This window comes from Rhodococcus globerulus NBRC 14531, from assembly GCF_001894805.1.
In the GTDB taxonomy this organism is placed as follows: domain Bacteria; phylum Actinomycetota; class Actinomycetes; order Mycobacteriales; family Mycobacteriaceae; genus Rhodococcus_F; species Rhodococcus_F globerula.
Genome location: NZ_BCWX01000002.1, coordinates 1,218,074 through 1,240,487 on the forward strand (window position 1 = coordinate 1,218,074; position 22,414 = coordinate 1,240,487).

Annotated in this window: 23 protein-coding genes; 10 read left to right on the top strand and 13 right to left on the bottom strand. The window is 61.2% G+C overall.

Annotated elements, in window-relative coordinates; translation table 11 throughout:
- Positions 1 to 47: 47 nt before the first annotated feature.
- Positions 48 to 389, bottom strand: a complete 342-nt coding sequence (locus tag RG2_RS14125) for a hypothetical protein (RefSeq protein WP_033232035.1) — start codon at positions 387 to 389, stop codon at positions 48 to 50.
- A 201-nt stretch (positions 390 to 590) separates the two neighbouring features.
- On the opposite strand from RG2_RS14125, the gene RG2_RS14130 reads away from it, so the two are divergent.
- The gene (locus tag RG2_RS14130) at positions 591 to 929 is read left to right on the top strand and encodes an RNA polymerase-binding protein RbpA (protein WP_033232034.1); all 339 of its coding nucleotides are present in this window, start codon (positions 591 to 593) and stop codon (positions 927 to 929) included.
- A gap of 405 nt (positions 930 to 1,334) precedes the next feature.
- Here the strand turns inward: RG2_RS14130 and RG2_RS14140 are convergent, their stop codons facing one another.
- The 5 genes from RG2_RS14140 to RG2_RS14160 form a co-directional block, all read right to left on the bottom strand.
- The gene (locus RG2_RS14140) at positions 1,335 to 2,132 is read right to left on the bottom strand and encodes a hypothetical protein (RefSeq protein WP_033232032.1); all 798 of its coding nucleotides are present in this window, start codon (positions 2,130 to 2,132) and stop codon (positions 1,335 to 1,337) included.
- Positions 2,133 to 2,252: 120 nt separating this feature from the next.
- Complete coding sequence (locus tag RG2_RS14145) at positions 2,253 to 3,560, bottom strand: TerD family protein (RefSeq protein ID WP_033232031.1); 1,308 nt, start codon at positions 3,558 to 3,560, stop codon at positions 2,253 to 2,255.
- Positions 3,553 to 5,154 carry an apolipoprotein N-acyltransferase gene (gene lnt, locus RG2_RS14150; RefSeq protein WP_045067754.1) on the bottom strand — a complete coding sequence of 534 codons (1,602 nt, stop codon included), beginning with the start codon at positions 5,152 to 5,154 and terminating at the stop codon, positions 3,553 to 3,555. Before lnt ends, RG2_RS14145 begins: the two co-directional genes overlap by 8 nt.
- Entirely contained in the window at positions 5,144 to 6,742 is a 1,599-nt protein-coding gene (locus RG2_RS14155) for an amidohydrolase (protein WP_033232030.1), read from the bottom strand. The genes lnt and RG2_RS14155 overlap by 11 nt, the downstream gene beginning before the upstream one ends.
- A gap of 18 nt (positions 6,743 to 6,760) precedes the next feature.
- A complete protein-coding gene (locus tag RG2_RS14160; RefSeq protein WP_033232029.1) occupies positions 6,761 to 7,324 on the bottom strand; it encodes an FxsA family protein in 564 nt (187 codons plus the stop codon).
- Positions 7,325 to 7,553: 229 nt separating this feature from the next.
- On the opposite strand from RG2_RS14160, the gene RG2_RS14165 reads away from it, so the two are divergent.
- The gene (locus tag RG2_RS14165; protein WP_051730331.1) at positions 7,554 to 8,246 is read left to right on the top strand and encodes a hypothetical protein; all 693 of its coding nucleotides are present in this window, start codon (positions 7,554 to 7,556) and stop codon (positions 8,244 to 8,246) included.
- A gap of 12 nt (positions 8,247 to 8,258) precedes the next feature.
- On the opposite strand, the gene RG2_RS14170 is transcribed toward RG2_RS14165, so the two are convergent.
- Positions 8,259 to 8,918: a response regulator gene (locus RG2_RS14170; protein WP_033232028.1), complete on the bottom strand. Its 660-nt coding sequence runs from the start codon at positions 8,916 to 8,918 to the stop codon at positions 8,259 to 8,261.
- Between the two features lie 36 nt (positions 8,919 to 8,954).
- On the bottom strand, positions 8,955 to 9,680 hold the full coding sequence (locus tag RG2_RS14175; protein WP_051730330.1) for a hypothetical protein: 726 nt from the start codon (positions 9,678 to 9,680) through the stop codon (positions 8,955 to 8,957).
- Between the two features lie 140 nt (positions 9,681 to 9,820).
- On the opposite strand from RG2_RS14175, the gene RG2_RS14180 reads away from it, so the two are divergent.
- On the top strand, positions 9,821 to 10,441 hold the full coding sequence (locus RG2_RS14180) for a class I SAM-dependent methyltransferase (RefSeq protein WP_033232027.1): 621 nt from the start codon (positions 9,821 to 9,823) through the stop codon (positions 10,439 to 10,441).
- Between the two features lie 99 nt (positions 10,442 to 10,540).
- Here the strand turns inward: RG2_RS14180 and RG2_RS14185 are convergent, their stop codons facing one another.
- Positions 10,541 to 11,161 (bottom strand): YdeI/OmpD-associated family protein, encoded by a 621-nt coding sequence (locus RG2_RS14185; RefSeq protein WP_033232026.1) that lies wholly within the window; start codon positions 11,159 to 11,161, stop codon positions 10,541 to 10,543.
- On the bottom strand, positions 11,162 to 12,184 hold the full coding sequence (locus RG2_RS14190) for a helix-turn-helix transcriptional regulator (RefSeq protein WP_051730329.1): 1,023 nt from the start codon (positions 12,182 to 12,184) through the stop codon (positions 11,162 to 11,164).
- A gap of 110 nt (positions 12,185 to 12,294) precedes the next feature.
- On the opposite strand from RG2_RS14190, the gene RG2_RS14195 reads away from it, so the two are divergent.
- The 4 genes from RG2_RS14195 (at position 12,295) to RG2_RS14220 (ending at position 15,706) form a co-directional block, all read left to right on the top strand.
- Positions 12,295 to 13,236, top strand: coding sequence for an alpha/beta fold hydrolase (locus tag RG2_RS14195; RefSeq protein ID WP_033232217.1), 942 nt, complete (start codon positions 12,295 to 12,297; stop codon positions 13,234 to 13,236).
- Positions 13,237 to 13,677: 441 nt separating this feature from the next.
- On the top strand, positions 13,678 to 13,983 hold the full coding sequence (locus RG2_RS14205; RefSeq protein ID WP_174557359.1) for a hypothetical protein: 306 nt from the start codon (positions 13,678 to 13,680) through the stop codon (positions 13,981 to 13,983).
- Positions 13,984 to 14,117: 134 nt separating this feature from the next.
- Positions 14,118 to 14,702, top strand: coding sequence for a hypothetical protein (locus tag RG2_RS14210; protein WP_033232025.1), 585 nt, complete (start codon positions 14,118 to 14,120; stop codon positions 14,700 to 14,702).
- A gap of 695 nt (positions 14,703 to 15,397) precedes the next feature.
- The gene (locus RG2_RS14220; RefSeq protein WP_033232023.1) at positions 15,398 to 15,706 is read left to right on the top strand and encodes a hypothetical protein; all 309 of its coding nucleotides are present in this window, start codon (positions 15,398 to 15,400) and stop codon (positions 15,704 to 15,706) included.
- 125 nt (positions 15,707 to 15,831) lie between these two features.
- Here RG2_RS14220 and RG2_RS14225 read toward each other — a convergent pair whose 3' ends face one another.
- Positions 15,832 to 16,161 carry a recombinase family protein gene (locus RG2_RS14225; RefSeq protein WP_341477500.1) on the bottom strand — a complete coding sequence of 110 codons (330 nt, stop codon included), beginning with the start codon at positions 16,159 to 16,161 and terminating at the stop codon, positions 15,832 to 15,834.
- Between the two features lie 112 nt (positions 16,162 to 16,273).
- Between RG2_RS14225 and RG2_RS14230 the strand changes: the two genes are divergently transcribed.
- Entirely contained in the window at positions 16,274 to 16,732 is a 459-nt protein-coding gene (locus RG2_RS14230) for a hypothetical protein (RefSeq protein ID WP_133637956.1), read from the top strand.
- A gap of 876 nt (positions 16,733 to 17,608) precedes the next feature.
- A complete protein-coding gene (locus RG2_RS14235; protein ID WP_230590028.1) occupies positions 17,609 to 18,058 on the top strand; it encodes a hypothetical protein in 450 nt (149 codons plus the stop codon).
- A gap of 256 nt (positions 18,059 to 18,314) precedes the next feature.
- Here RG2_RS14235 and RG2_RS14240 read toward each other — a convergent pair whose 3' ends face one another.
- Complete coding sequence (locus RG2_RS14240; protein WP_072782537.1) at positions 18,315 to 19,709, bottom strand: MFS transporter; 1,395 nt, start codon at positions 19,707 to 19,709, stop codon at positions 18,315 to 18,317.
- Positions 19,710 to 19,828: 119 nt separating this feature from the next.
- Between RG2_RS14240 and RG2_RS14245 the strand changes: the two genes are divergently transcribed.
- Positions 19,829 to 20,494, top strand: a complete 666-nt coding sequence (locus RG2_RS14245; protein WP_051730327.1) for a TetR/AcrR family transcriptional regulator — start codon at positions 19,829 to 19,831, stop codon at positions 20,492 to 20,494.
- Between the two features lie 196 nt (positions 20,495 to 20,690).
- On the opposite strand, the gene RG2_RS14250 is transcribed toward RG2_RS14245, so the two are convergent.
- Complete coding sequence (locus tag RG2_RS14250) at positions 20,691 to 22,340, bottom strand: NAD-dependent malic enzyme (RefSeq protein WP_033232021.1); 1,650 nt, start codon at positions 22,338 to 22,340, stop codon at positions 20,691 to 20,693.
- Positions 22,341 to 22,414: the final 74 nt, after the last annotated feature.

Below are 22,414 nucleotides of genomic sequence, written 5' to 3' on the forward strand. Positions count from 1 at the left end.
AGACGGGGAGGATCGAAACACCTCGTCGATCGAAAGAAATTAGGCGTTCATCGAAAACGTTCGGCCTCGCGTGCGAGCACCGTCAGCTGCTCACACAAGGCGAGTAGCTCGGTAGTATCGGCGCCCTCAGCGACAGCAGTGGCAACGTCTTCAGCAGCGCAACGAACTTCGAACATTCGGTCCACCAACTCGACGGCCTCGGTGGCCGTCAGGATGACCGCGTCCGCGGGAACGCTGGTGCCCTTCACCGCATTACGCTGCTCGTACGCACGCTGGCGGCACGACTGGCAGCAGTACCGGCGGCGACGGCCGACGCCGACTGCCGCTACGCCACGACCGCACCACGCGCAAGGACTACCGGCGCTTCTGGGGCGCGTGCTCGAGGTCATGAGATGACACTTTACTCGAGATTCAGACGCCCTCGATGTCCGCTCGGATGCGAGCGTGCGGGACCCGGTAAGATGGGGAGGTTGCGTCTTCTCGCCACACGGGAACCAATCCGGTGCTCGTGGCGTTGTAGATGAGTGTGAGCGTCTACTCCCCAACACCGGGCGCCCACCAGCGGTGACGAACGAAGAGAGGACACCACCATGGCAGATCGCGTACTTCGAGGTAGCCGACTCGGAGCTGTGAGCTACGAGACCGACCGTGACCATGACCTCGCCCCCCGTCGTATGGCGAAGTACAAGTGCGACAACGGTGAGATCTTTGACATCCCGTTCGCCGACGACGCCGAGATCCCCGGTACGTGGATGTGCCGCAACGGCCTCGAGGGTTCCCTTATGGAGGGCACTGCGCCCGAAGCCAAGAAGGTCAAGCCGCCGCGTACCCACTGGGACATGCTGCTCGAGCGTCGTTCCGTCGAAGAACTCGAAGAACTTCTGAAAGAGCGTCTCGATCTCCTGAAGGCCAAGCGCCGCGGAGCGTGATGCACTAGCACTACAGTGTGCACGTCGAAGACCGTCCGGCCAGGTGCCGGGCGGTCTTTCTCGTTGCATTCGATGCCGATGTGGTCCTTGTGTTGCAGTCATTGTCCACGAACCCTTCTTCGACGCCGATGTCATCCGAAAGCGTTCCCGCTCAGCAGTTTTCATCGATCAGACAAGCGCCGTGCCGGTAGCCTTCCTCGCACTGTTCGGCAGGGAAAGCCATCGGCACGGATATCTGTACCAGTGTTTGCTGTATCCCCTGACGGCTCGGCTGCCAAACGTCACGGATGGAGTACGGCCGGTATGCGAGTGAGCACAGTTTCTCCTCAGTGAGCACAGGCTCCAGCGCCCAGAAAACCATGCTCACTCGAGGAAAAGGGGCCCAGCTTCCTTCGGCGATTGCGCCTACGCGGTCCAGCGACGCATCGCCACGTATCCCGCCGCCCCCACCACGATCAACCCGACGCCCAGAGCGACCGTCGTCGAATCCGTCACCAGTCCCGCCATGCCGGTGACTGCTACGAAAACTGGCACGAAATCGAACAGTCGAGCAATCGATTCCGGCGGCTCGACCGGAAACCCGAGTGCTTGGCCGGCCTTGCTCCGGGCGTAGCTCGGATACCACTCGGTGAACGAGATAGCGAAGAACGTGCCCGCCAACTGCAGAATCCAACCGGTCCAGAAATTGCCGCTGTCGCCCAGCACTGCGTCACCGATCAGTCCGACAATCGCAGACCAGGTGAAGGCCAGCGCCCAGACCGCGGTGATCACGTAATTGATCCGCAAGAAAAGCGAAGTGGTCCAGTACTCCTCCGGAGTGGATTCCTTTGCATATTGCATGGTGAACGGATTGCGCAGCAGTATCGATCCGAAAGCGAAGACAACGAGCGCGATATTGGTGAGCTCACCGCCCCACAATTCGAACCATTCGATCGTATTTGCCGATGCGAACAGTCCAATTCCTGCGAGTATGCCGAAGAAGAGGACATCGAACAGTTCCAGCAGTTTCAGAGTGCCGCCCCGCCGATGATTTGCGGCCAGTATCAGCAGAGATAATCCGAGCGCAGCTGCAGCGGATTCCTCGAATCGTCCTGGTCCGGACAATAGTGAGAGCAGAATCCACGGGGACAATCCAGCAAGTGGAGACCGTAGAACAGCATCGACAACGCTCGTTTTACGGCTGACACTCTGATCTTCAATCATGGGAAACGCCCTTTGCTCGACTAGGTGTCAAGGCGAATACCCGATATTGAAGGGAGCGAAGCCCCCTGTGCGCCTTTTTGGTAGTGGGGGCTACCAGAAAGGCGCACAGGGGCTTTGCCCCTAACGGCGCTTTTTACGCCCCGAATCACACGGCCCGGAGTACTTGTCCAGTCCGACGCCCTTGTTCGCTTTCTTGCTGCGTCCGGTCGGGCCTGATTTGGGGCGCTGCACCCACTGACCGTCGGCATCCAGACCGGGCATGCGTTCACTGAGAGTTCGGCTGTAGCGCGTCTCCCCGTCGACGGTCAGTACTCCGTCCTGCACATCGATGTGCGCGACGGTCGCCCAGAACGAGTTCTTGCCGTTGCCGACGTACACGAGGATCTCGTCGGCGTCCGAACCAGGGAGTCCGTCCTTACCGGCTTTGCCGTACCGAATGGCGACGCGAGGATTGCCGAACGAATCGATTGCACCGGCCCCGTTGTCCACGCTCTGATAAACGTTGACCAGCAGATCGCCGTTCTCGTGGGGCAGCACACGAACCTGCTCGACGGCCGGCTTCTTCCCCTTGCCCGGTCCGGCGCTGTCTCCGTAGTGGTAGATGTGCGGCCAGGTTTCGAGTCCACCTCGATGGTTCGGCTCACCGCTGATGACGACGTAGTCGTTGGTCTCCTCGTTGCGGCAGAAGAAGTAGACGTCGAGGTCTCCTTCGCCGTACTTCTTGACCTTGCCGTTCTTGTCGTACGTCGCCCCGCGCCCATCCCATTCCAGGCCGACAGTCAACACCCAACTGGGATCGCCTTGGCTTTTACGCAGGTCGATGCGCGCTGTCTTGTCCTGTGAATCCTTGGTGAGGCTGACGGAGACTTTCTCGAAGCTGATGGTGGGGGCGGGAGCGGCTACGGGTGCTTCAGGAGCCGCAACAGTAGCGGGCTCGTCGTCATCGACGTCGATACCGTGTTCAGCGGCAAAGGCCGCCAATCCGGCGCTGTATCCCTGTCCGACGGCGTCGAGACGCCAACCCGCGCCGCGGCGATACAAGGCGACCAACTGCAGCACCGTTTCGGTAGTCAAACCTGTTGGCACAAAAGACAACTGCTGCGACGATCCACGGGCGTCGACGCGGAGGGAAGTGACATCCGAGAAGTTCTTTCCCTGCGCTTCAGTGCTGCCGGTCATCAACACGCGGTGAACATCAGCAGGCAGAGCGGCGAGGTCGATGGTGATCGTCTCGTCCGAAACGAGTGCAACGCCGGGGGCTTTCGGGTTGTTGAAGAAAACGAAGTCGTCGTCGGTTCGGACTTTCCCGTCGGCGCCGAGCAGAACTGCCGCGATATCCACCACACCACGAATGCTTCCGGTGTCGAGCGCGATGGTGTAGCTCGCGTCCACCAGATCGGTTTTCGAGCCCTTGGTTACGTCAGTCATTGCTCTCTCCTGTTTCGGGAAGGGAGGGTTCACGTCGTCGGGAAATTACTGCTATCACTATTGAGCCCGCAGCGAGGAGGCACAGGACGACCTCGGGCGCGGGGCCAAGCTTCGTTGCAAGGGTGGTGTCGGTCGACAGCGGCACATCCGCAACCAGATACTCGGGTACGAACAAGTCGGTTTCCGACGTGACGGAACCGTCCGGCGAGATGATGGCGCTGACACCGCTGGTAGCTGCGACGACCACGGCTCGGCCGTGTTCGACGGCACGAACTCGCGACATCGCCAACTGTTGGTACGTCATCTCCGTATCGCCGAAAGTGGCGTTGTTGGTCGGTACGGCAAGAAGTTGCGCTCCGTTGCGCACTGATTCCTGGAATGCCCGGTCGAATGCCACTTCGTAGCAGGTGGCGATGCCGATGGGCACACCCGCGGCGTGGACAACGCCATTGCCGTCGCCGGGTACGAAGTTGCCGGCGCGGTCGGCGTACTCGGAGAACTTCCGGAAGAAATCGCGATACGGCAGGTACTCGCCGAACGGTTGGATGATCTTCTTGTCGTGCTGTTCCTGCGGACCCTTGTTTCCGTCCCAGACGATCACGGAGTTCGTGGTTGTCCGGTCGGCGTTGACCAGCACGGTACCGACCAGGATCGGCGCACCGATCGATACGGAAGCGCGAGTGATGTCGGCTGCTGCGTCCACGTTGCGCAGCGGATCGATGTCGGAGGCGTTCTCTGGCCAGATGACAATGTCGGGTTGTTTGACGCGTCCGGCGTCGACCTCGTCCGCAAGCCTCAGAGTTTCGGCAACATGGTTGTCGAGCACCTGCTTGCGTTGGGAATTGAAGTCCAACCCCAACCGCGGGACGCTTCCCTGAATTGCCGCGACGGTGATCGTCTTCTCGCCGGAGTCCATGGTTGCGAGGAACGGCGCCACGGCAACAGCCAGCAGAACAGGTACGACGGATGCGGCAACCGCTCCGACAAATCCCCTGTCCCAGCGTTTGCCTGCAACGGCAATAGCTACGGCAGCCAAACCGGTGCCGGTCAGGGCCACCCCGAAACTGAGCAGCGGCGCTCCGCCGAGGCTGGCCAGCGGAAGCAGTAAACCTTCGGACTGGCCGAAAGCAAGCCTGCCCCAAGGGAATCCGCCAAACGGAACACTGGAGCGCAGCCATTCGGTCAATGACCAGATTGCGGCAATCCAGAGCGGAGCCCACGGTAACCGAGACACCAAAACTGCCAGGAGCCCGAACAATCCGATGAACAGTGACTCCACGGCGGCAAGGGCGATCCACGGCATTGCGCCGACAAATACCCCGATCCACGGGAGTAGTGGAATCAGGAAGCCGAGACCTGCCAGGTAGCCGTATCCGAATCCAGCTCGCAGCCGCAGTCCCCCGCGGCCGAAGTTCGTCAGCACACACGTGAGGAGTGCAATGCCCACCGGTGCGAGAAACCACAGAGGCCGCGGCGGAAACCCCACAAAGATCAGATATCCACCCGCTGCCGAGTACAGCGACCGCAACCACACCGAACGGGTCAGAATCTCGGTTATCCGAGACCGCTGCCCGGCGGGTGACTCAACGCTCATAAACGACGCGTCCACGATGCACCGATCGAACACACACCGGTGCCTGCGCGTCGGCGTCGAGACTCGGTAGCGCCGGGACACGCGAGCGCGGATCGGTCGACCATCGCTGGACCGAGTCGGCCGGCGCGCTTACCTCGAGGTCTCCCGCTTCCCAGATGACATACGACGCCGGCGCACCCGGGTTGAGTGTTCCGGCCGCGCCGTCGCGGACTCCACCGGCGCGCCAGGCGCCGCGGGTTGCGGCCGAGAAGGCCGCTCGAGGTGAGATGCCGCTTCCGTCGGTGCGGTGATGCACTGCGGCGCGGAGCATCGCCCACGGTTCCACCGGAGTGACCGGTGCGTCGGAACTGAATGCGAGGGATACGCCCTTGGATGCGGCCGGGGCAAACGGGTTGAGTGCAACGGCACGTTCGCCGCCCAGTCGCGTCGCGTACAGGCCGTCGGTGCCGCCCCACAATTCGTCGAAGACCGGCTGGACGCTGGCAATGACGCCGAGCGCGGCAAAGGTTTCGGCGTCAGCGACAGACATCATTTCGGCGTGCTCAAGACGGTGACCAAGTGCGGCGACCTTGGGTCCGCCGAGTTCGTCGGCAACCTGCTGAAATGCCGTCGCAGCGGCCGAGACGGCGGCATCACCGATTGCATGGAACCCGGCTTGAATTCCGGCAAGGGTGCATGCCCGTACGTGCGCCGCGATGGCGTCGACGCCCAAGTAGGCGTTTCCGGTCGAATCCGGTTGATCTGCATAGGGTTCGGCGAGCCACGCAGTGTGCGATCCCAGCGAGCCGTCGATGAAGAGGTCACCGCCGAGTCCGTGCGCGCCGGTCTTGTCGAGGAGCGCTCGAGCGTCCTCCGCGGTACTGACGTGCTCACCCCAGTATCCGCGGACCTCGACGCCGTGATCGTGGGCGAGGAGTTCCTGGAAATCGGTGAGGCCGGAGATATCCGGGCCACCGCACTCGTGCACGGCAATGATTCCGCGTGAGGCGCAGAGATCGAGAGCGGCGGTGCGGGCCGCGGCGCGCTGATCTGCCGTGAGGAGGTTACGTGCGGCGGCGCGGGCGAGATGGTGGGCTTCGAAAGTCAGCGGGCCGTCGGCGGAGTAACCGGCCTCGTTTGCCAGTCCATCGATCCCGTCCCGCAGTGTGCTCGAGCACACTGCCGAGTGCACGTCGATCCTGGAGAGGTACACCTTGCGCCCCGGTGCTGCGGCATCAAGGTCAGCCGTCGAGGGCGCAGTCTGATCGGCCCACTCGGTGTCGTCCCAACCGTGCCCCCAGATGACGGCGTCGGGATTGGCGTCGGCGAATGCCGTTACACGCAAAAGGCATTCGTCGAGCGACTGTGCACCGACAAGATCAAGTCCGACTATGGACAATCCGAGCGCAGTGATGTGGACGTGAGTATCGACAAAACCGGGAGTGACAAACGCACCGTCCAGATCTTCGATCTCGGCGCCGGGATGCAATGCGCGTCCGGCGCGTTCGTCACCTACCCAGACGACGGTGCCGTCGGTGATGGCGAGCGAAGTCGCGTCAGGTGCAAAAGAACTGTAGATCCGGCCGTTGACCAGCAATCGAGTAGTCACGAGCGCCAAGTCTGCCTGTTAGTACTGCGGCCCCCGCGAACGGGTGGGTGTATCCGTGTCGAGAATCTCACCCTCGAGGACAAGTTCCTTGCCGTTGCTGGCCACATATTCGGTGGTCGCGGTAGGTGTTTCGACGATGATCTCGCCGTCGATGACCTCACCGTTTCCACGCATCCGGGCTGCGTATCCGACGGTGCCTGCAAAGGCGTCACCGCCCGCTGCGAACGCCGCTGCCCGCCGGCCTGCCAGGAGGACAGCAAGAGGACGCAGTGCCCAACGGGTCGGGGGAATCAGTAGGAGCAGACCCAGGACCGATGTGACAAGACCGGGAACGAACATCAACGCGGAGCCAGTAGCAACGAGCGCGCCGTCTGCCACGGCGAGCGACGGTGAACCTTCACCGCGCGTTGCCTTGCGGAATCCGTCCATGACTTTTCGCCACTGCGAACGCATGAGCACCATCCCGACCAGTGAACCGGCCAGGAACAGCAGAATTGTCCAGGCAATGCCGATGGCGTTGCCCACGATGACAAGTGCGGCGATCTCGACGATCACGTAAAGCAGGAACATGGCGGCGATCATGACGTCCCCTTTCAGACGGTCTACCACTACAACGCACGACGGTTCGGTTTTTCTCCCGAGCGCCCGACATTGCCTGTGTAGTGAGTCACTTCCCACCGCGCCGGGTGTGCGCGACGTTAACTAACGCTCCGCTAACGATCTAACCCTAAAGTTGACCTTTAGACTCTGCGTGTGGTCAAGTCGTTTCACCCGCTTTCCAGCGGACCTAGTGAACGTGAAGGAGCCCGACATGAGCCGACTCCCCGGCAACAGACTTTCCCGGCGTCTACCCGCTGCGCTGGCCGGCGCTGCCGCCGTCGTAGCCCTGACTGCAGGGTCTGCCCTGGTCGGAGCCGGTTCTGCGGCGGCAGATCCGCAGGCACCTGCCGAGTTCACAGTGCCGATCGAGATCAATGTGCCCACCGACCTCGCGGCACTGATCGATCAAGCCGGCGCAATCTCGCCCGAGGCCACCGCTGCGTTGAATCAATTGATCGGCACGGCGGCAGCTGACCAGATCGCTGAGACATTGGGTGTTAATCTCGGCTTCACGACACCGGCGCCGTTCATGTATCCCGCACCGACGGTTGGTTGTGGGCTCGACGGACAGATGGCGACGGTGACTCTCGCTACCGCGCAGTCCGGGCCTAACTTCCCGTTGCCTCCGTGGGTGGAGGACAACCAACTTCGATTCCAGGCACTTCCCGCGTACATCGGGATTCCGAGAACGTCCGAGTTGAGTGTCGCGTGGATCAACACCAGCACATTCAAGGGCGGAATTGTTCCTCTGGACGAGACCCTCCCGGTCGTGGACACTCCCCTGTTGTCGAAGGTCGTCGACACCGGTGACGGCAAGGTCCTGGCCGCGATATTCGGCAAGGTCGACTACACCGACGGAAAGTCCTGCATCGTGCTTCCGACGGTCGGCTCCTTCGACGCCTGAGTTCGTATCGGCCTACGAGCCCGGAGTCACCAGCCCGGTCTCGTAGGCCAGCACGACAGCTTGCACGCGGTCGCGAAGATCCAGCTTGGTGAGGATGCGTCCCACATGAGACTTGATCGTCGACTCCGATAAGTACAGTTCCTGGGCAATCTCCGTATTGGATCGCCCCGCCGCGATATGGCTGAGCACTTCCCGTTCACGTTCGGTCAACACGTCCAGAACGATCGGATCTCGCCGTGGCGCCGGACCGTCGACGATGAAGCGAGACAACAATCTTCGCGTCACCTTGGGTGACACAACAGCATCGCCGGCCGCAACACTGCGGATTGCGGACACAAGATCCTCGGGTGGAGTGTCCTTGAGAAGGAACCCACTGGCACCGGCCCGCAACGCACCGAGTGCATGTTCATCGAGATCGAACGTCGTCATCACAAGAACACGCGATTCGATCCCCGACGCCAGAATCTGCTCGGTTGCACTGACGCCGTCGACAATCGGCATCCGGACGTCCATGAGCACGACATCCGGCTTCAGTGCGATCGCCGAGGCAAGCGCAGCCGCTCCGTCCCCGGCTTCACCGACCACTGAAATATCTTCGTGTGCCGCGAGGACCATATTGAGGCCCATACGCATGAGTTCCTGGTCATCGACAATCAGCACGGAGATAGGCACCGCGTAAACCTATCGGGCCGACCGGGCTGATGCGACTCAGCCTTTCGGATGGGCCGACAGATGTCGGGTGGCGTCGTAGGGCTCGAAGTAGGATTCGCCCACCACGAACATCCCCTTCTGCGGCAGCCAGAAATCTCCGAGACGTGCCTGCACAGGTAGCGGACCTGGCGGTCCGATTTCGACCCCGTCGAAACTCGCCCGACTCCGGTCGACGGTCCACAACATCCGAGGATTCGCTCGGAACCATTGACCGTTCGAGGTGGTCCCGGTCAGTTTCACCCGGCCGACACCCAGCGCGGGTCCGGCGGCCCGTCCCATCGCGGACATCACGCCATTGCTGCGCCACATCGCGCCAGGCATCAGCTTGCCCATGCCGGTCATCGCGGCGGTCGCCGCAGATCGGCCCACGTCGAGTTCCCACACGAGTGTCTCGTCCACCCTGACCGTGAAGGCGGACGGGCCCGTCCACGTCACCTTGATGTCCGCTGTTCGCGCGTCGGCGAGATCCGAGCCGAAGTATCGGGCGCAACTGTTCTCGGGCGAGTTGCTGCTGTAAATGATCCAACGTCCGTCGGGGTCTCGATGCCACACCGAGTCGTACCCGGCACCGACCGAGCTGGCGGGAAAGTGCCGCATCGCCAAGTAGTGGCCACTAGCGAATGGTTGTCCCATCACCCCGTAGCCGGCGAATCGTTCTTGTCCGTCACCCGGGGGAACCTCTCTGGTGCGTTCAGCAATTGATCGTGGATTGTCAGTCATCATCTGTCCTCTCCGAATCCGTCCCCGTTCGACGGTTACCCCGTTTCAACATCGGCACCAGCGCGTTGCAAAGTCGCCAGTGCAACATTCGTCGGGATTCTGGAATGCTGGATGTACAGCAACCACACAACGGGGAGGCTGACATGAGGTTTTACGAGGATCACATCGTTCCGCGACTGGTGAACGCAACCTGCGGGATGTCGCTGACCGAACCCTCGCGCAAGCGAGTCTGCGCCGACCTGCACGGTCGTGTTGTCGAGATCGGGTTCGGATCCGGTCTCAACGTCCCGTTCTACCCAGACTCCATCGATTCGGTCAGCGCCGTCGAACCCGCCGACCTCGGCTGGAAACTAGCGGGCACACGGCTCGCGGAGTCACCCGTGCCCGTCGAGCGCTCCGGACTCGACGGGCAGTCACTTCCCTTCCCCGACAACACCTTCGACGCCGCACTCTCCACGTGGACGATGTGCACTATCCCCGACGCGGGCGCCGCGCTGCGCGAGGTGCGACGGGTTCTCAAGCCCGGCGGAACCCTGCATTTCGTTGAACACGGTCTTGCCCCGGACGAGAAAGTGCGACGCTGGCAGCACCGCTTCGAACCGATCCAGAAAGCAGTCGCAGGCGGCTGCCATCTCACGCGCAAGATCCCGACGCTCGTGCAAACCGCGGGCTTCGAGATCCACGACCTCGACACCTTCTATCAGAAGGGTGTACCAAAAATCATGGGCGCGCTGTCCCTCGGCGTTGCCAGGCCCGTAGGTTGACTGACTCCGGGCACCAGGACTTGTGCGGCGCTACCTGTTGCGTCGCCGAGTGATCCGAAGCTCGCTACGGCTTCGCGCCGGGCGCGAGCGAATTGCGGATCAGCCGCGGGCACGTTGACCGATGGCCGCTTCGGAGACGATATGGGCGATTCGACTTGCCCGTGTCGCGTCTCGAGCGGCAGTGACGATCCACCACAGCATCTGTTTACGGGCGCTGGGCGGAAAACCGTCCCAGTTGCTTCGAGCTCGCGGGTCTCGATCCAGCGCCGCCGTCAAGTCAGACGGTTCCTCGAGGTCTTCTACTTGGTCGGAAATCGTCCACCAGCCGTTGCCTTTCGCGGCAGCAATGGCGTGGCGCCCAGCGTCGGTCATGAGGCCGCGCGCCTCCATATCGGCTGCGCGTTCGCGGTTGAGCCGGGTCCAAGAACTCTTGGGTCTGCGCGGCGTGAACAATTGCAAGCCGCGCTCTTCGTCGAGGATGGTGTTGGTGGAGTCGATCCAACCAAAGCAGATGGCTTCCTCGACGGCCTCGGGGTACGGGCAGCGTTGACGGCCGGCGGTGTTGCGCCAGGAGCACAACCACACGCCTCGGGCTGATTTGTGGTTGTGCGTCAGCCAAGTTCGCCACTGTTCCCGAGTCTCGGCATGGATGATCGGGTAGTCGAATTTCCACGTTGCGGGGTGGGCGGAGACCGGTGGCGGCGATTCCGAAGTGGTCATTTATTCTCCTAGTTCAGAGCGAAACGGACACGTATCTCGATAGACGAGGGACCGGCATGGTGGCGAGATTCTGAGGTGAATGGCGAGCTGCCTTACGGTGTCGGCGAGCTCGGCTGGTTCGATGACTGTCACTGGAGCGGTGAGCGCAATGCGAGCAACCGTCATGGCGAGCCGGCCGAGTTCTTCACCGCGGATCTCGACCACACTGAAGTTCGGCCCCAACTCGATTGGTGTGTGGTCAATCCATCGGAGCACACCCTCGAGTTCGGAGAACGTGGCTTCGATGACGAGTTTCGCATCGAGGTGACGGGGCGACGAGCCGAGTGAGCTCGCGACGAAGCCCGCCGCATCACCACCCGGAATCTCGCGTGGTGTGAAATGACTGCCCGCCAGCTGGGGCTCCCAGAGTCGGTCCAGCCGAAAAGTTCGCCAGTCACCACGATGTTGGTCCCATGCCAGGAGGTACCAACGTCGTCCTGCGGTGACAAGTTGGTGCGGTTCGACCAACCGTCTGCTGCTCTCGCCATCACCTCTCCGATAGTCGAAACGCACATGCTCATGGTCGCGACATGCCGCGGCGAGCACACTGAGTGCTTCGGGATCAACGATGTCGTTGTCGTCCGCCCGCCGCATCGAAATGACGCTCGAATGTAGCGCCGACACACGTCGGCGCAGGCGATGAGGCAGGAGTGTTTCGATTTTCGTCAGCGCGCGCAGCGACGTTTCTTCGATGCCGTCGATGGCTGCCTCAGCGGCGTAGCGTAGCCCGACGGCTACCGCGACGGCCTCGTCATCGTCGAGAACCAGGGGCGGCACGTGTGCTCCTGTTGCAAGTCGGTAGCCCCCATATTTTCCCGACGTGGAATCGACCGGATAGCCGAGGTCGCGGAGGCGATCAACGTCGCGGCGCACCGTTCGCTCCGTGACCTCGAGTCGTGCGGAGAGCTCGGCGCTGCGCCAGAAACGATGAGTCTGCAGGAGCGACAGCAGCTGCAGCGCTCTACCTGTTGGATCGTTCCGCATTTCTTCAGTGTGCCAACAATCGAGGACACGATGTGTCCGCAATGTTCCCTATCGTCGGGGCAACCGGTCATTCCACACACACGATCGGTAATCAACCCAAAGGAGAATCCGTGAATCCATCCGACTTCCCCAAGCCCGTCCTTGTCCCAGTCAACGGCGTGGAACTCGAAGTCTTCGAAGCAGGGCGACACAATGCCGGGAAACCCATCGTGCTGTGTCACGGATGGCCAGAGCACGCCTATTCTTGGCGATACCAGGTGCCCGCCCTTGTCGAGGCGGGCTACCACGTCATCGTCCCGAACCAGCGCGGCTACGGCAATTCATCACGTCCGATCGAAGTGACGGACTATGACATTGGACATTTGGCGGGTGATCTCATCGCACTTCTCGATCACTACGGCTACGAAGATGCCACCTTTGTCGGTCACGATTGGGGCGCCTTTGTCGTGTGGGGCCTGACCCTGTTGCACCCGGACCGGGTAAACAAAGTGATCAACCTGAGCTTGCCCTACCAGGATCGCGGAGAGCAGCCCTGGATTGAGTTCATGGAAGCCGTGCTTGGCGGTGACTTCTACTTCGTCCACTTCAATCGACAGCCGGGCGTCGCGGACGCCGTGTTCGAAGACAACACCTTCCGGTTCCTCCGCAACATGTACCGGAAGAACGAACCCCTCAGGGAGCCTCAGCCGGGTATGGCGCTGATCGATCTCGCCAGAGCAGAGACGCCGCTCGGTGAGCCTCTGATGAGCGATAGCGAATTGGCCGTTTTCGTCTCCGCCTTCGAATCGACAGGATTCACGGCCAGTATCAATTGGTACCGAAACTTGGACCGCAACTGGCATGTGTTGGCAGACGTGAACCCAATCATCCAACAGCCCACACTCATGATCTACGGCGACCGCGACGCCATCGCGAAGTCTGAAAAACTGACAGAGTTCGTGCCCAACGTAGAAGTAGTCAATCTTGACTGCGGTCATTGGATCCAACAAGAAAGGCCCAAGGAAACTAACCAAGCAATCTTGAACTGGCTGGAACGGCAGGATGCAACATAGCTTCAACGCTAGGTGGCGCCTCAGGAAATATGTCAATCTCATTCAGATCCGGTAAGGCGGCTTGATCTGGACCCCTTGGTGCATGGATCAGGCGGATTGCTGAGCTCGGCCATGCGCGAGTCGGTTTCGATGATGTTGCCGCCGAACGGGAGCCGATCGACGATCGTCGGCGCACAGTCACGGTCGCCGAACTGCCCTCGCGCCAGGGCGTGACGTGATCGACACGAAATTCATCGATCGTCGCGCGGGATTCCCCGAGGATCGACGTTGTTCTGACGTCGGCTTGCCGTTGTTCGGTCGAGCCGTGTTGATCCGCCATCCCACCGCGCCGCAGCGCTCGGACCACAGATTCGAATACTTTCCATCTCTTGCGATCAAGTCTTCGTGAGAACCAAGCTCTGCCATCCTCGCCGCTGGTTAGTCGCGGCACTGGACTTTGATATGGTCGCGGACAACGACTTTCAGCGCCAAGTCCAATTCCGAACGTTTTCGGAATATATGGACCTCGCCGTCATCGCAGCGCACGGGACACTGGACAATGAGGCCGCAGAAATCGACTGGGACGATCCCACTGTCGTTCTGCGCGAAAGTGAGAGTGGCACAGTCACTGTCGCGGACATTGTTACCGAACTGGCCGAGTGGGACAGGTCGGCATGGGCGTGGTTGGCAGCAGAACGCGTCACACTGAGCGGCCACTATCTGCGTGCCAAACATCCAGAACTTGTCCGCGAGTACCCGCATCACTGAGGAAGCAGATCAACCGTCTGTCGAGGATGACTGACTGGTTATAGAGCGGATTACCTCCACTGTGACTGGAGGAGGTGCCACATTCGAAACGTGCAGTATTCCCGGTCTTCGTGGATATCTGCGAAACTCCTCGGATGGCACTCATCGGGCGCGAAGCAGCGGCATTGCTCAACGACGCCGGAATCGAACTCGGCCCCGGATTAACCGAATCTGAATTCGACTCTGTCCACGAACGCTTCGGATTTCACTTCAATCCGGATCACCGTAGCCTGCTCGCCACTGCCTTACCGCTCGGTGACCGCTGGCCGGACTGGCGAAACGGCGACGACCTCGAGCTGGAGACATGGCTAGATAGTGTTGCCGAAGGATTCATATGGGATGCACTGCATCAGAGTCCGCCGTTCTGGCCGCCATCGTGGGGCACATTGCCCTCCTCAACCGAGGACATAGCCACAACGGTGCGCCGAGAACTCAGGGGGTGGCCGCGCCTCATTCCGATCTACGCGCACCGCTTCACCCCCGCCGCGCCCTCACCGTCAGAATCACCGGTGTTCTCCGTGTGGCAGACCGACATCATCTACTACGGGGCCAACCTACTCGAATACCTCACCAACGAGTTGCTGTCCGGACAGGGCCGAAAGGCACTCTCCCCCCGAACTATCAGCGTCCCGTACTGGTCGCGGTTCGTCGAGTCAGCAAACAGCGCAGAATCAATCTGACCAACATCGACGCGCAAAACCTTCTATCGAGTGTGCCGTTAACCCGACAGTCCGGGATATGGCGGCTCGCCGACGCTGTCGACTGGCCGGAAGGAAAAGCCGTCTTGGCGCGTCGATTTCCCAAACGACATCGTCGGGTTCAATGACCTCGACATCTCCGCTCTACCCAAACACGTCAAACACTCTCCAGCTGCAAGCGGAGGATGCTTGAGCGTCGAAAGACTGTTCGCAAATCATCGAATACGCACACGCTAACCCGACTCGTCTCCCGTTCTGTCAGATACAACATTGATGCATCTGTATCCAATAGCGGCACTTCAACTGGGCGCCGAGAGGCGCAAGCCGGGCACCGACTCTTTTGAAGCCACTCGATATCTCCCGGTGTCGGCGGGCTTCGTCATGTACCAGTCAGAGAACCCGACGGCGCTGTACGCCGAAGAGTTCGCAAGGGATTGCTTTCGACAACGCTATTCGCCATTCCCACGGCAACGGAAGAACCAGATCCAGCGACCTGCGATCATCAGTCATTACTTCCAGGCTGAACCGATCAGTGACGACTTGAGCGGTCGATTGGCGGTGTGCAGTATTCGAAACGTGAAATATTCCTCCTGACACCATGCGGACACCGAACCGTACCGGGATTGTCGCACTGACGTGAGCCCGTTTGATAGCGGTCGGTCGGTACGCTCGTGGGCATGGGACTGGGGCTTTTACTGCTGTTTGCCATGTTCGGCCCGTTGCCGTTGCTCTGGTGGGCGGCGGTCCGGGCGAAGAGCCGCGGCCTTGGGGGGTCGTTCGTCGGACCGTTTCAGGAGATGTTCGATCCCGGTGCGGCGCGAGCACAGATCGTCATCGAGCAGATCGCGGAACTGCCTGACCCTGCGGGCTCCGGCGACCCGGACAACGACGACGATGTGCCGTACACAGTCGCCTATAAGGGCGTTCGGCTCCACATCAACCCTGATAGGGGTCGACAGCGTGGAGGCGACGGGACCACCAAGTGAGCTGAGTGAGCACCAGCCTGGCCAACCCCGGCAACGCCGACCCTGACGCGGTCGCGTTCCTCAAGGACCAATACCAGGCACTCGTCCCAGATCTCCACGTCAGCGGCCGGTTCAGCAGTCAGTGATCATGCTTTCGCCGAGCGTGCAGTCGTCTTCTGACATTCCGCGTTCAGAAGTGCTGTGCGCCAACCGTCTACCTGACAATGTCGGTAGAGAGTGGCGCGCCGCTGCAAGTCCTCGACTGTTTCGATCAGATGTTTGAGTGATCGACCTAGTCTGTCCAGTCGCCAGACGACGAGGGTGCCACCGGCGCGAAGGTGACTGAGTAGATCGAGCAGGGCCGGGCGATCGTCCTTGGCGCCACTCGTCACTTCTTCCCACACTCGATCGCATCGAATGGCAGCCAGAGCGTCCCTCTGCAAATCGAGGACCTGATCAGTCCCGGAAACCCTTATTTACCTGTGACTCCCGAAATTGTTTGGCACGTTTTTACCGAATTATTGGCACGGGGCTTGACCGTCAGGTGATTCGAGGTGGACGTTGCCACCTGATCGGTATCGTCGCGGTATGACTCGTTCGGGTGTTTCTTGGCAGAGCCGAGCGATGGCGTGGCCGCTGATCGTGGGAGCTGTATTCGGAAGTTACTTCGCGCTTCTCTTCGCAGATTCCAGCGATGTCAGTAGTGTTCTCACCGCGATCTGCCTCGGGTCGTTGTGCTCGCTTCCTGCCGGCGCGCTTTTGGGAATGGCAGCAATCCTGACGGGGAAGGGCGTCCTCGCGGTCGGCGAGCGACACGTCCGCGCCGCGGCGCCGACGACGTGGCGGCTCGCATTCGCAACGTCGACGGCTGTGGTGGTCGCGATGATCGTCACTGCTGCGCTCTCCGTTGCAGGAGCCGATGGGTGGAGTATCGCCTGGCCTGCGTTGACAATCTCAGCCATTTCCTTCGGCGCAGCATCCGTGTACTACCCCGCGGCCACACATGAGGACCTCGCTCACGATGACGTTGCATCAGCTGGAAAATAGGATTCGGCACATAGCCGAATCCCCCTACCGTCTCAGTCATTAGCACTCCCCTGGTGTGGCGTTCGGGATATCAGTTCAATGCCAGTAGTTGCCCATAGTGTGAGCTATGCGGCGATTGCGTACGTGGTTGAGAGCGCCCGGGACCTGTGCAAATCTCCTTGCTCTTGGAGCAATGTTTTTCGGAGTGCTCGACGAACGACGAAATCCGGCACCAGTACCGCTTGGAGTGGCGATCGGACAGCCCACATGCATGGCATCCGCAGTGTTGTCCTCGCTGAGCCCGACGTCGGCAGTGGTGTGCGAATTCAGCGGGTACATCGACGATTGCGGCTGCGCACTTATGCGCCAGACCAGCGGGCTCGGCAACTTCGTCGCGGTAGTCGAGCAACTTAACTTAGTCGCGCTTCGACCAAATGACCGTGGTTCGGCGAATGCCCTACCGACGGCACAATTCCCACTCCCGTTATGTGGCTGGTCGATGACGCAGGAAACTCAGCAAGGGCCGCTCTTCCCGTTGACGGGACGTGCGGAAACCCGCTGCCCGACACCTACGCTCCCGACACCTACGTGGCAATCACGAATCTGACGATGCCGGACGAGCAAGCGCACAATCTGCCCCGAACATTGTGAAGCCACAGCCACGGCACCACGTTTTGGCCTGTTTAACCGGATCGCTCTCAGATCATTTCTACGGGTTTGGGTGTTCGTTTTGACCATCGACAAACTGGATAGTTTCTCCTGCCGGACACCCGAAATGCCCTGAGCAGCAGTAGAAACCCTGGGATAATCGGAACATGAGCTACAGCCACGGCAACTTGACCAACCCACTAAATAGCGGATGCGTCGCATGAGCGGCATTATTCTATCGTGACAGTCATGAAACCAGCGCCGCTCCCTCCGCGCCCGCTCCGAATCAGCCTGTCCGTCGTCGCATGGTTCAACCTGCTCTCCGCCCTTCTCGGAATGGCTGGACTAACCATTGGTGGCGGGTTCGGCCTCCCCCCGGAATGGATCGAAGGAACCGTCTTCACTTCCTACTTCTGGCCAGGCATCATCCTCGGCGTGATCGTCGGCGGAAGCCAGGCAACCACGCTCGTTGCTCAGTACGGCAGGTTCGCACTGGCGTGGGGTCTACATGCCGCAGCCGGCCTAATCATGATGATCTGGGTCTTCGTCGAAATCGCCATCATCCTCGTCTGGTCGCCGCTGCACGGCATCTATTTCGCCACCGGCATCATTCAGACAACCCTCGCCGTGCTCGCTCTAGGTGCCTGGCCCCGCCCCTTCCTCCACCAATCGTCAAAGCAACCACCACCCACTTCCTGACCGCACCGCAGGACATAGTCTTCATAAACTCATCTACACAACGTTCAGTTGCGTCCCCGCGCTGGGATACCTCGGACTTACTGTTGATCGGTTCCCACGCCATGTTCGATCACTCGCCGGGAAGTGAAGTCAGTTCTCGAGCCTCAGGTCGTCGTCGATCAAGTTCTCAGTAGCTGCTGCACGCGCTTGCACTGGCAACGGTGAGGAGGAGCGCCGAGACGATGCCGAATGCAGTTCGGGTGGTGAACATCTGAGATCAACGATCCATTCGTGGGAAGAAGAAGGACAGGAGGGTGCCGGCCAGCAGTAGGCCGGAGCAGACGAAGAGGGCTTGGGAGTATCCGGAAACCAGTGCTTCGGTCGGCGCGCTGTCCGAGCGTGCCGTCGAGGATGCGGCGACGCTCACGAGAACGGCTAGTCCGAGTGAACCGCCGATCTGACGCGACGTGCTCAGCAGCCCGGATGCCATGCCGACTTCTTCGGGAGGAGCGTCGGCGGTGGCGACGTTGCTGAGCGGCATGAACGACAGGCCGATTCCGATGCTCGCCAGAAGCGAAGGCACCAGGATGACGGCCCAGAAGGGACTGTCGAGGTTCATGGTCGAGAAGATGAAGGTCCCGATTGCTGCGACCGCTGTTCCGACTACGAGTAGCGGCCGAACTCCGTAGCGTGGAAGGAGTTTGGTGGATGCGAGGATGCCGATGACCAGGCCGAAACAGAAGGGCAGGAACGCCAGACCGGTGGTGGTCGGCGAATAGCCCAGTCCGCGTTGCAGGAATAGCGAGACGAAGAAGAACGCGCTGAACTGTGCCCCGCACACCAGGCACATGATGGCGTTGGCCAGTCCGATTCGGGGTCGAAGGAGGGTGGACAGTCGTACCAGTGGTGTGGCGCAGCGGCTTTCGACCGCGACGAAGGCGGTCAGCAGGGCGATCGTGAGCGCGAATCCACCCAGCACGTAACCCGAAGTCCAGGAATGTGATTCAGTGGCGATGACGGTGCCGACAAGGGCGGTGATTCCGGCCGTCGCCAAGATGGCGCCGGGGAGATCTAGGGAGCCGCCTCTAGCGGCTTGGCCGGCACGCAGGCCGCGGGTACCGGCAACTGCGGCGATCAGGGCCACCGGTGCGCCGGCGAACATCACCCATCGCCAACTGAGCCCTTCGGTCAAAATGCCGCTCAGTACTACACCGAGTGCACCGCCCAGTGCTGATGACATTGCGCCGATGCCGAATGCCTTGGCCCGGGCGCGTCCGGTGGGAAAGGCCTGGCTGAGGGCGGCGAGCCCGGCCGGCGCGATCATCGCAGCGCCGACGCCTTGAAGTGCCCGAGCGCCGACAAGCATCTCGGCGGACACCGAGAAGGTGCCGACGATGCTGACGAGGGCGAACAGCAGAAGTCCGGCGACCAGAACCCGGCGAGTGCCCATCACATCGCACAGTCGGCCGCCGAGAAGCAGCAATCCGCCGAAGGCGAGGGCGTACGCGTTGACGACCCAGGACAGCCCGGCGTCGGAGAAGTTCAGTGATTCCTGGATGTCGGGTAGCGCGACGTTGATGACCGACATGTCGAAGGCGACCAGGAACTGTGCTGCCGCGGCGGCTGTGAGGACCAGGGCAGGCGCGGCTACCGCCCGTGTTGTTGTTGTCATTGCAGGCACCTCATTTGTATACATGTTCTCATAAGTAGTTAGGTTTACCTTGCTGCCGACCGGGATGCAAGGGGTTCCCCGGGCGAGAGCGCCGTAGCAGGGGCGCGCACAATCGATGCATGGCCGAAAAGATGGAACCGAGATCGCCGCGGCTCGGACGTCCCCCGACGATCACGTCGGAGCAGATAGTCGAAGAGGCGAAACGGCAACTTCAGTCCGGCGGCGCCGACGCACTGAGCATGCGAGCGTTGGCGAAGTCGCTCGGCACCACACCGATGGCGCTGTACCGGCACGTGGGCGACAAGGAACAGCTGATCAGCGCGGTTCTCGATGCGTACTCACAAGACCTCGGTTCGCTGGTCCTGCCACAGGATCAGGTCGAGCGGATTCGCTTGATCTTCACCGCGATCTTCGAAACGCTGGCATCGGAGCGCTGGATCATCGAGTTGCTTCAGCGCGGCGGGCGCGGCGGGAGCGGCGCCGTCGTCCTGGTCGATCGAGCCATGGCCGCGTGTGTCGAACTGGGCATGTCTCCACGCCGCGCACTGTTGGTCTACCGAGCGCTGTGGAACTACACGCTCGGCGCACTGCTCAACATCTATGACGACAGCGCGCGACCCGAAGGCAGCGTGTCACCTCTTGCGATCAAGATCCGAGAAATCGGGCCCGCGGAACTACCCGTACTCAACGAGGTGCTCGAAGACTGGCCGGCCGGGACGACGACCGATGGTTATCTCGAAGGTCTCGACATACTGATCGACGGATACCTGCGTAGCCCGGCCTAACGGCACTGACACCAGGCCATGCCTCAACAGCGACAACGTGCCAGGTAGTCAACACGCCGAGCCTCGCGCCGAGAGGCGGTGTGGCCGCCACCCGGATGCAACTTCATCTCCCATAACCAACCGATTAACGCAGCATCTCGACGCGTTGTTCGCCATTAGGAGAAATCGGCAACCTGCCTATCTGAGTTGTCCAGAATCAGCTGTTTTGAGGGGTGGCCGGATACACAGGCAGCCACATCGCATCCTGAACGGCCTGCACCAAGTCGTCGTGGGTCACGGTGGCGACGCCGTCATCGGCTGCTGCCTTCGCGACCGCCACTGCCACCGTCGCGGACGAGGCACGAAGGTTTTCGACGTCGGGGAGGAGGGACGCTCCCCGCTCCGAGACATCTACCTGACCGGCGACCGCGACCGCAGCTGCAAGGAGCATGCCATCGGTTACGTGACGAGAACCGGACACGATCGTGCCAAGGCCTAGGCCTGGATAGAGCAGAGCGTTATTGCATTGACCGATCCGATAAGTGACGCCGCTGTATTCGACCGGTTTGATCGGTATCCCGGTCGCCATCAACGCCTGCCCTTTGGACCACAAGATGGCGTCCTGGGGCATGACCTCTATACGACTGGTCGGGTTCGAGAGCGGCAGCAAGATGGGGCGTTCAACCCCGCCACTGAGCGCTTCTACGACGTCCCGCGTGAAAGCTCCGTGCGCGGTCGAAGTGCCGATCAGGATGGTGGGTTTGACGTGCTGGACCACCGTCAGAAGGTCGATAGGGCGCCCGCCCCAATCTGCGACTTCGTGTGCTGGCCGGGCATAGGCTTGCTGGTAGTCCGGCAGGTCCTGCATATCGTCGGTGACCAAGCCGTCGCGGTCGATAAGCCACACTCGAGCGCGGGCCTCGTCATCGCTGAGCCCGGCGCGGCTCATCGCGGCGGAGATCTGGTCGGCCATGCCCGTGCCGGCGGTGCCAGCGCCAAAGATGACAAGTCGTTGATCCGCGAACGTCTGTTTGGTGACCTTCAGCCCCGAGATGACCGCCGCCATGACGATGGCGCCGGTTCCCTGAAGATCGTCGTTGAAAATGCGGTACTTGTCGGCGTGGTCTACGAGGATACGGCGGGCATTGGAGGGGCCGAAGTCCTCAAAATGCAGCAGTGCCTTCGGGAAGAGCTTCTCCACTGTCTCGAGGTAGGTTCCGATGAACTTGTCGTACTTCTCCCCCCGGACGCGACTGTGTCGGTTCCCAAGGTAGAACGGGTCGTTGAGGAGCGCTTCGTTGCTTGTCCCCACATCTAGATTCACCGCGATGACGCGACTGGGGTTGATGCCGGCTGCGGCGGTGTAGATCGCCAGTTTCCCCACGGCGATGTCGGTACCGTTGACGCCCCAGTCCCCAATCCCGAGGATCTCCTCAGCGTCGGAGCAGACGATCAGGTCCACATCCTCCGGACCCAATTCCAGTGTGGCGAAGGCAATTTCGATGTCGTCGACGTGATCGATCGACAGGTACACTGCACGCGACTGGCGGTAGTCTTGTGACCACTGCTCGATCGCGTCCCCGATGGTCGGGTCGTACACGACGGGTAACAATTCCGAGAGGTGATCCGCAATCACGCGGTAGTACAAGACTTCGTTGCGCTCGTGGAGCGAATCGAGGTAGATGTACTTCGCGAGATCCGTTGACTGCTTTTGCAACTGTGCGTATGAGCGTCTCGCCTGCTGATCAAGGGTCTCGACCGCTGATGGCAACCGCCCTACCAGGCCAAGTGATGCACGCTCCTCTTGCGTGAATGCAGTTCCCCGGTTCACCGCATCGTCGCGAAGAATCTTCTTTGCTTCATCCATGCTCTCCCCCATCCGTCGGGAGGACCGCCAGTGGACCCTTCAGGTGACAGTCCGGCGCCAATGACTGACCTCAA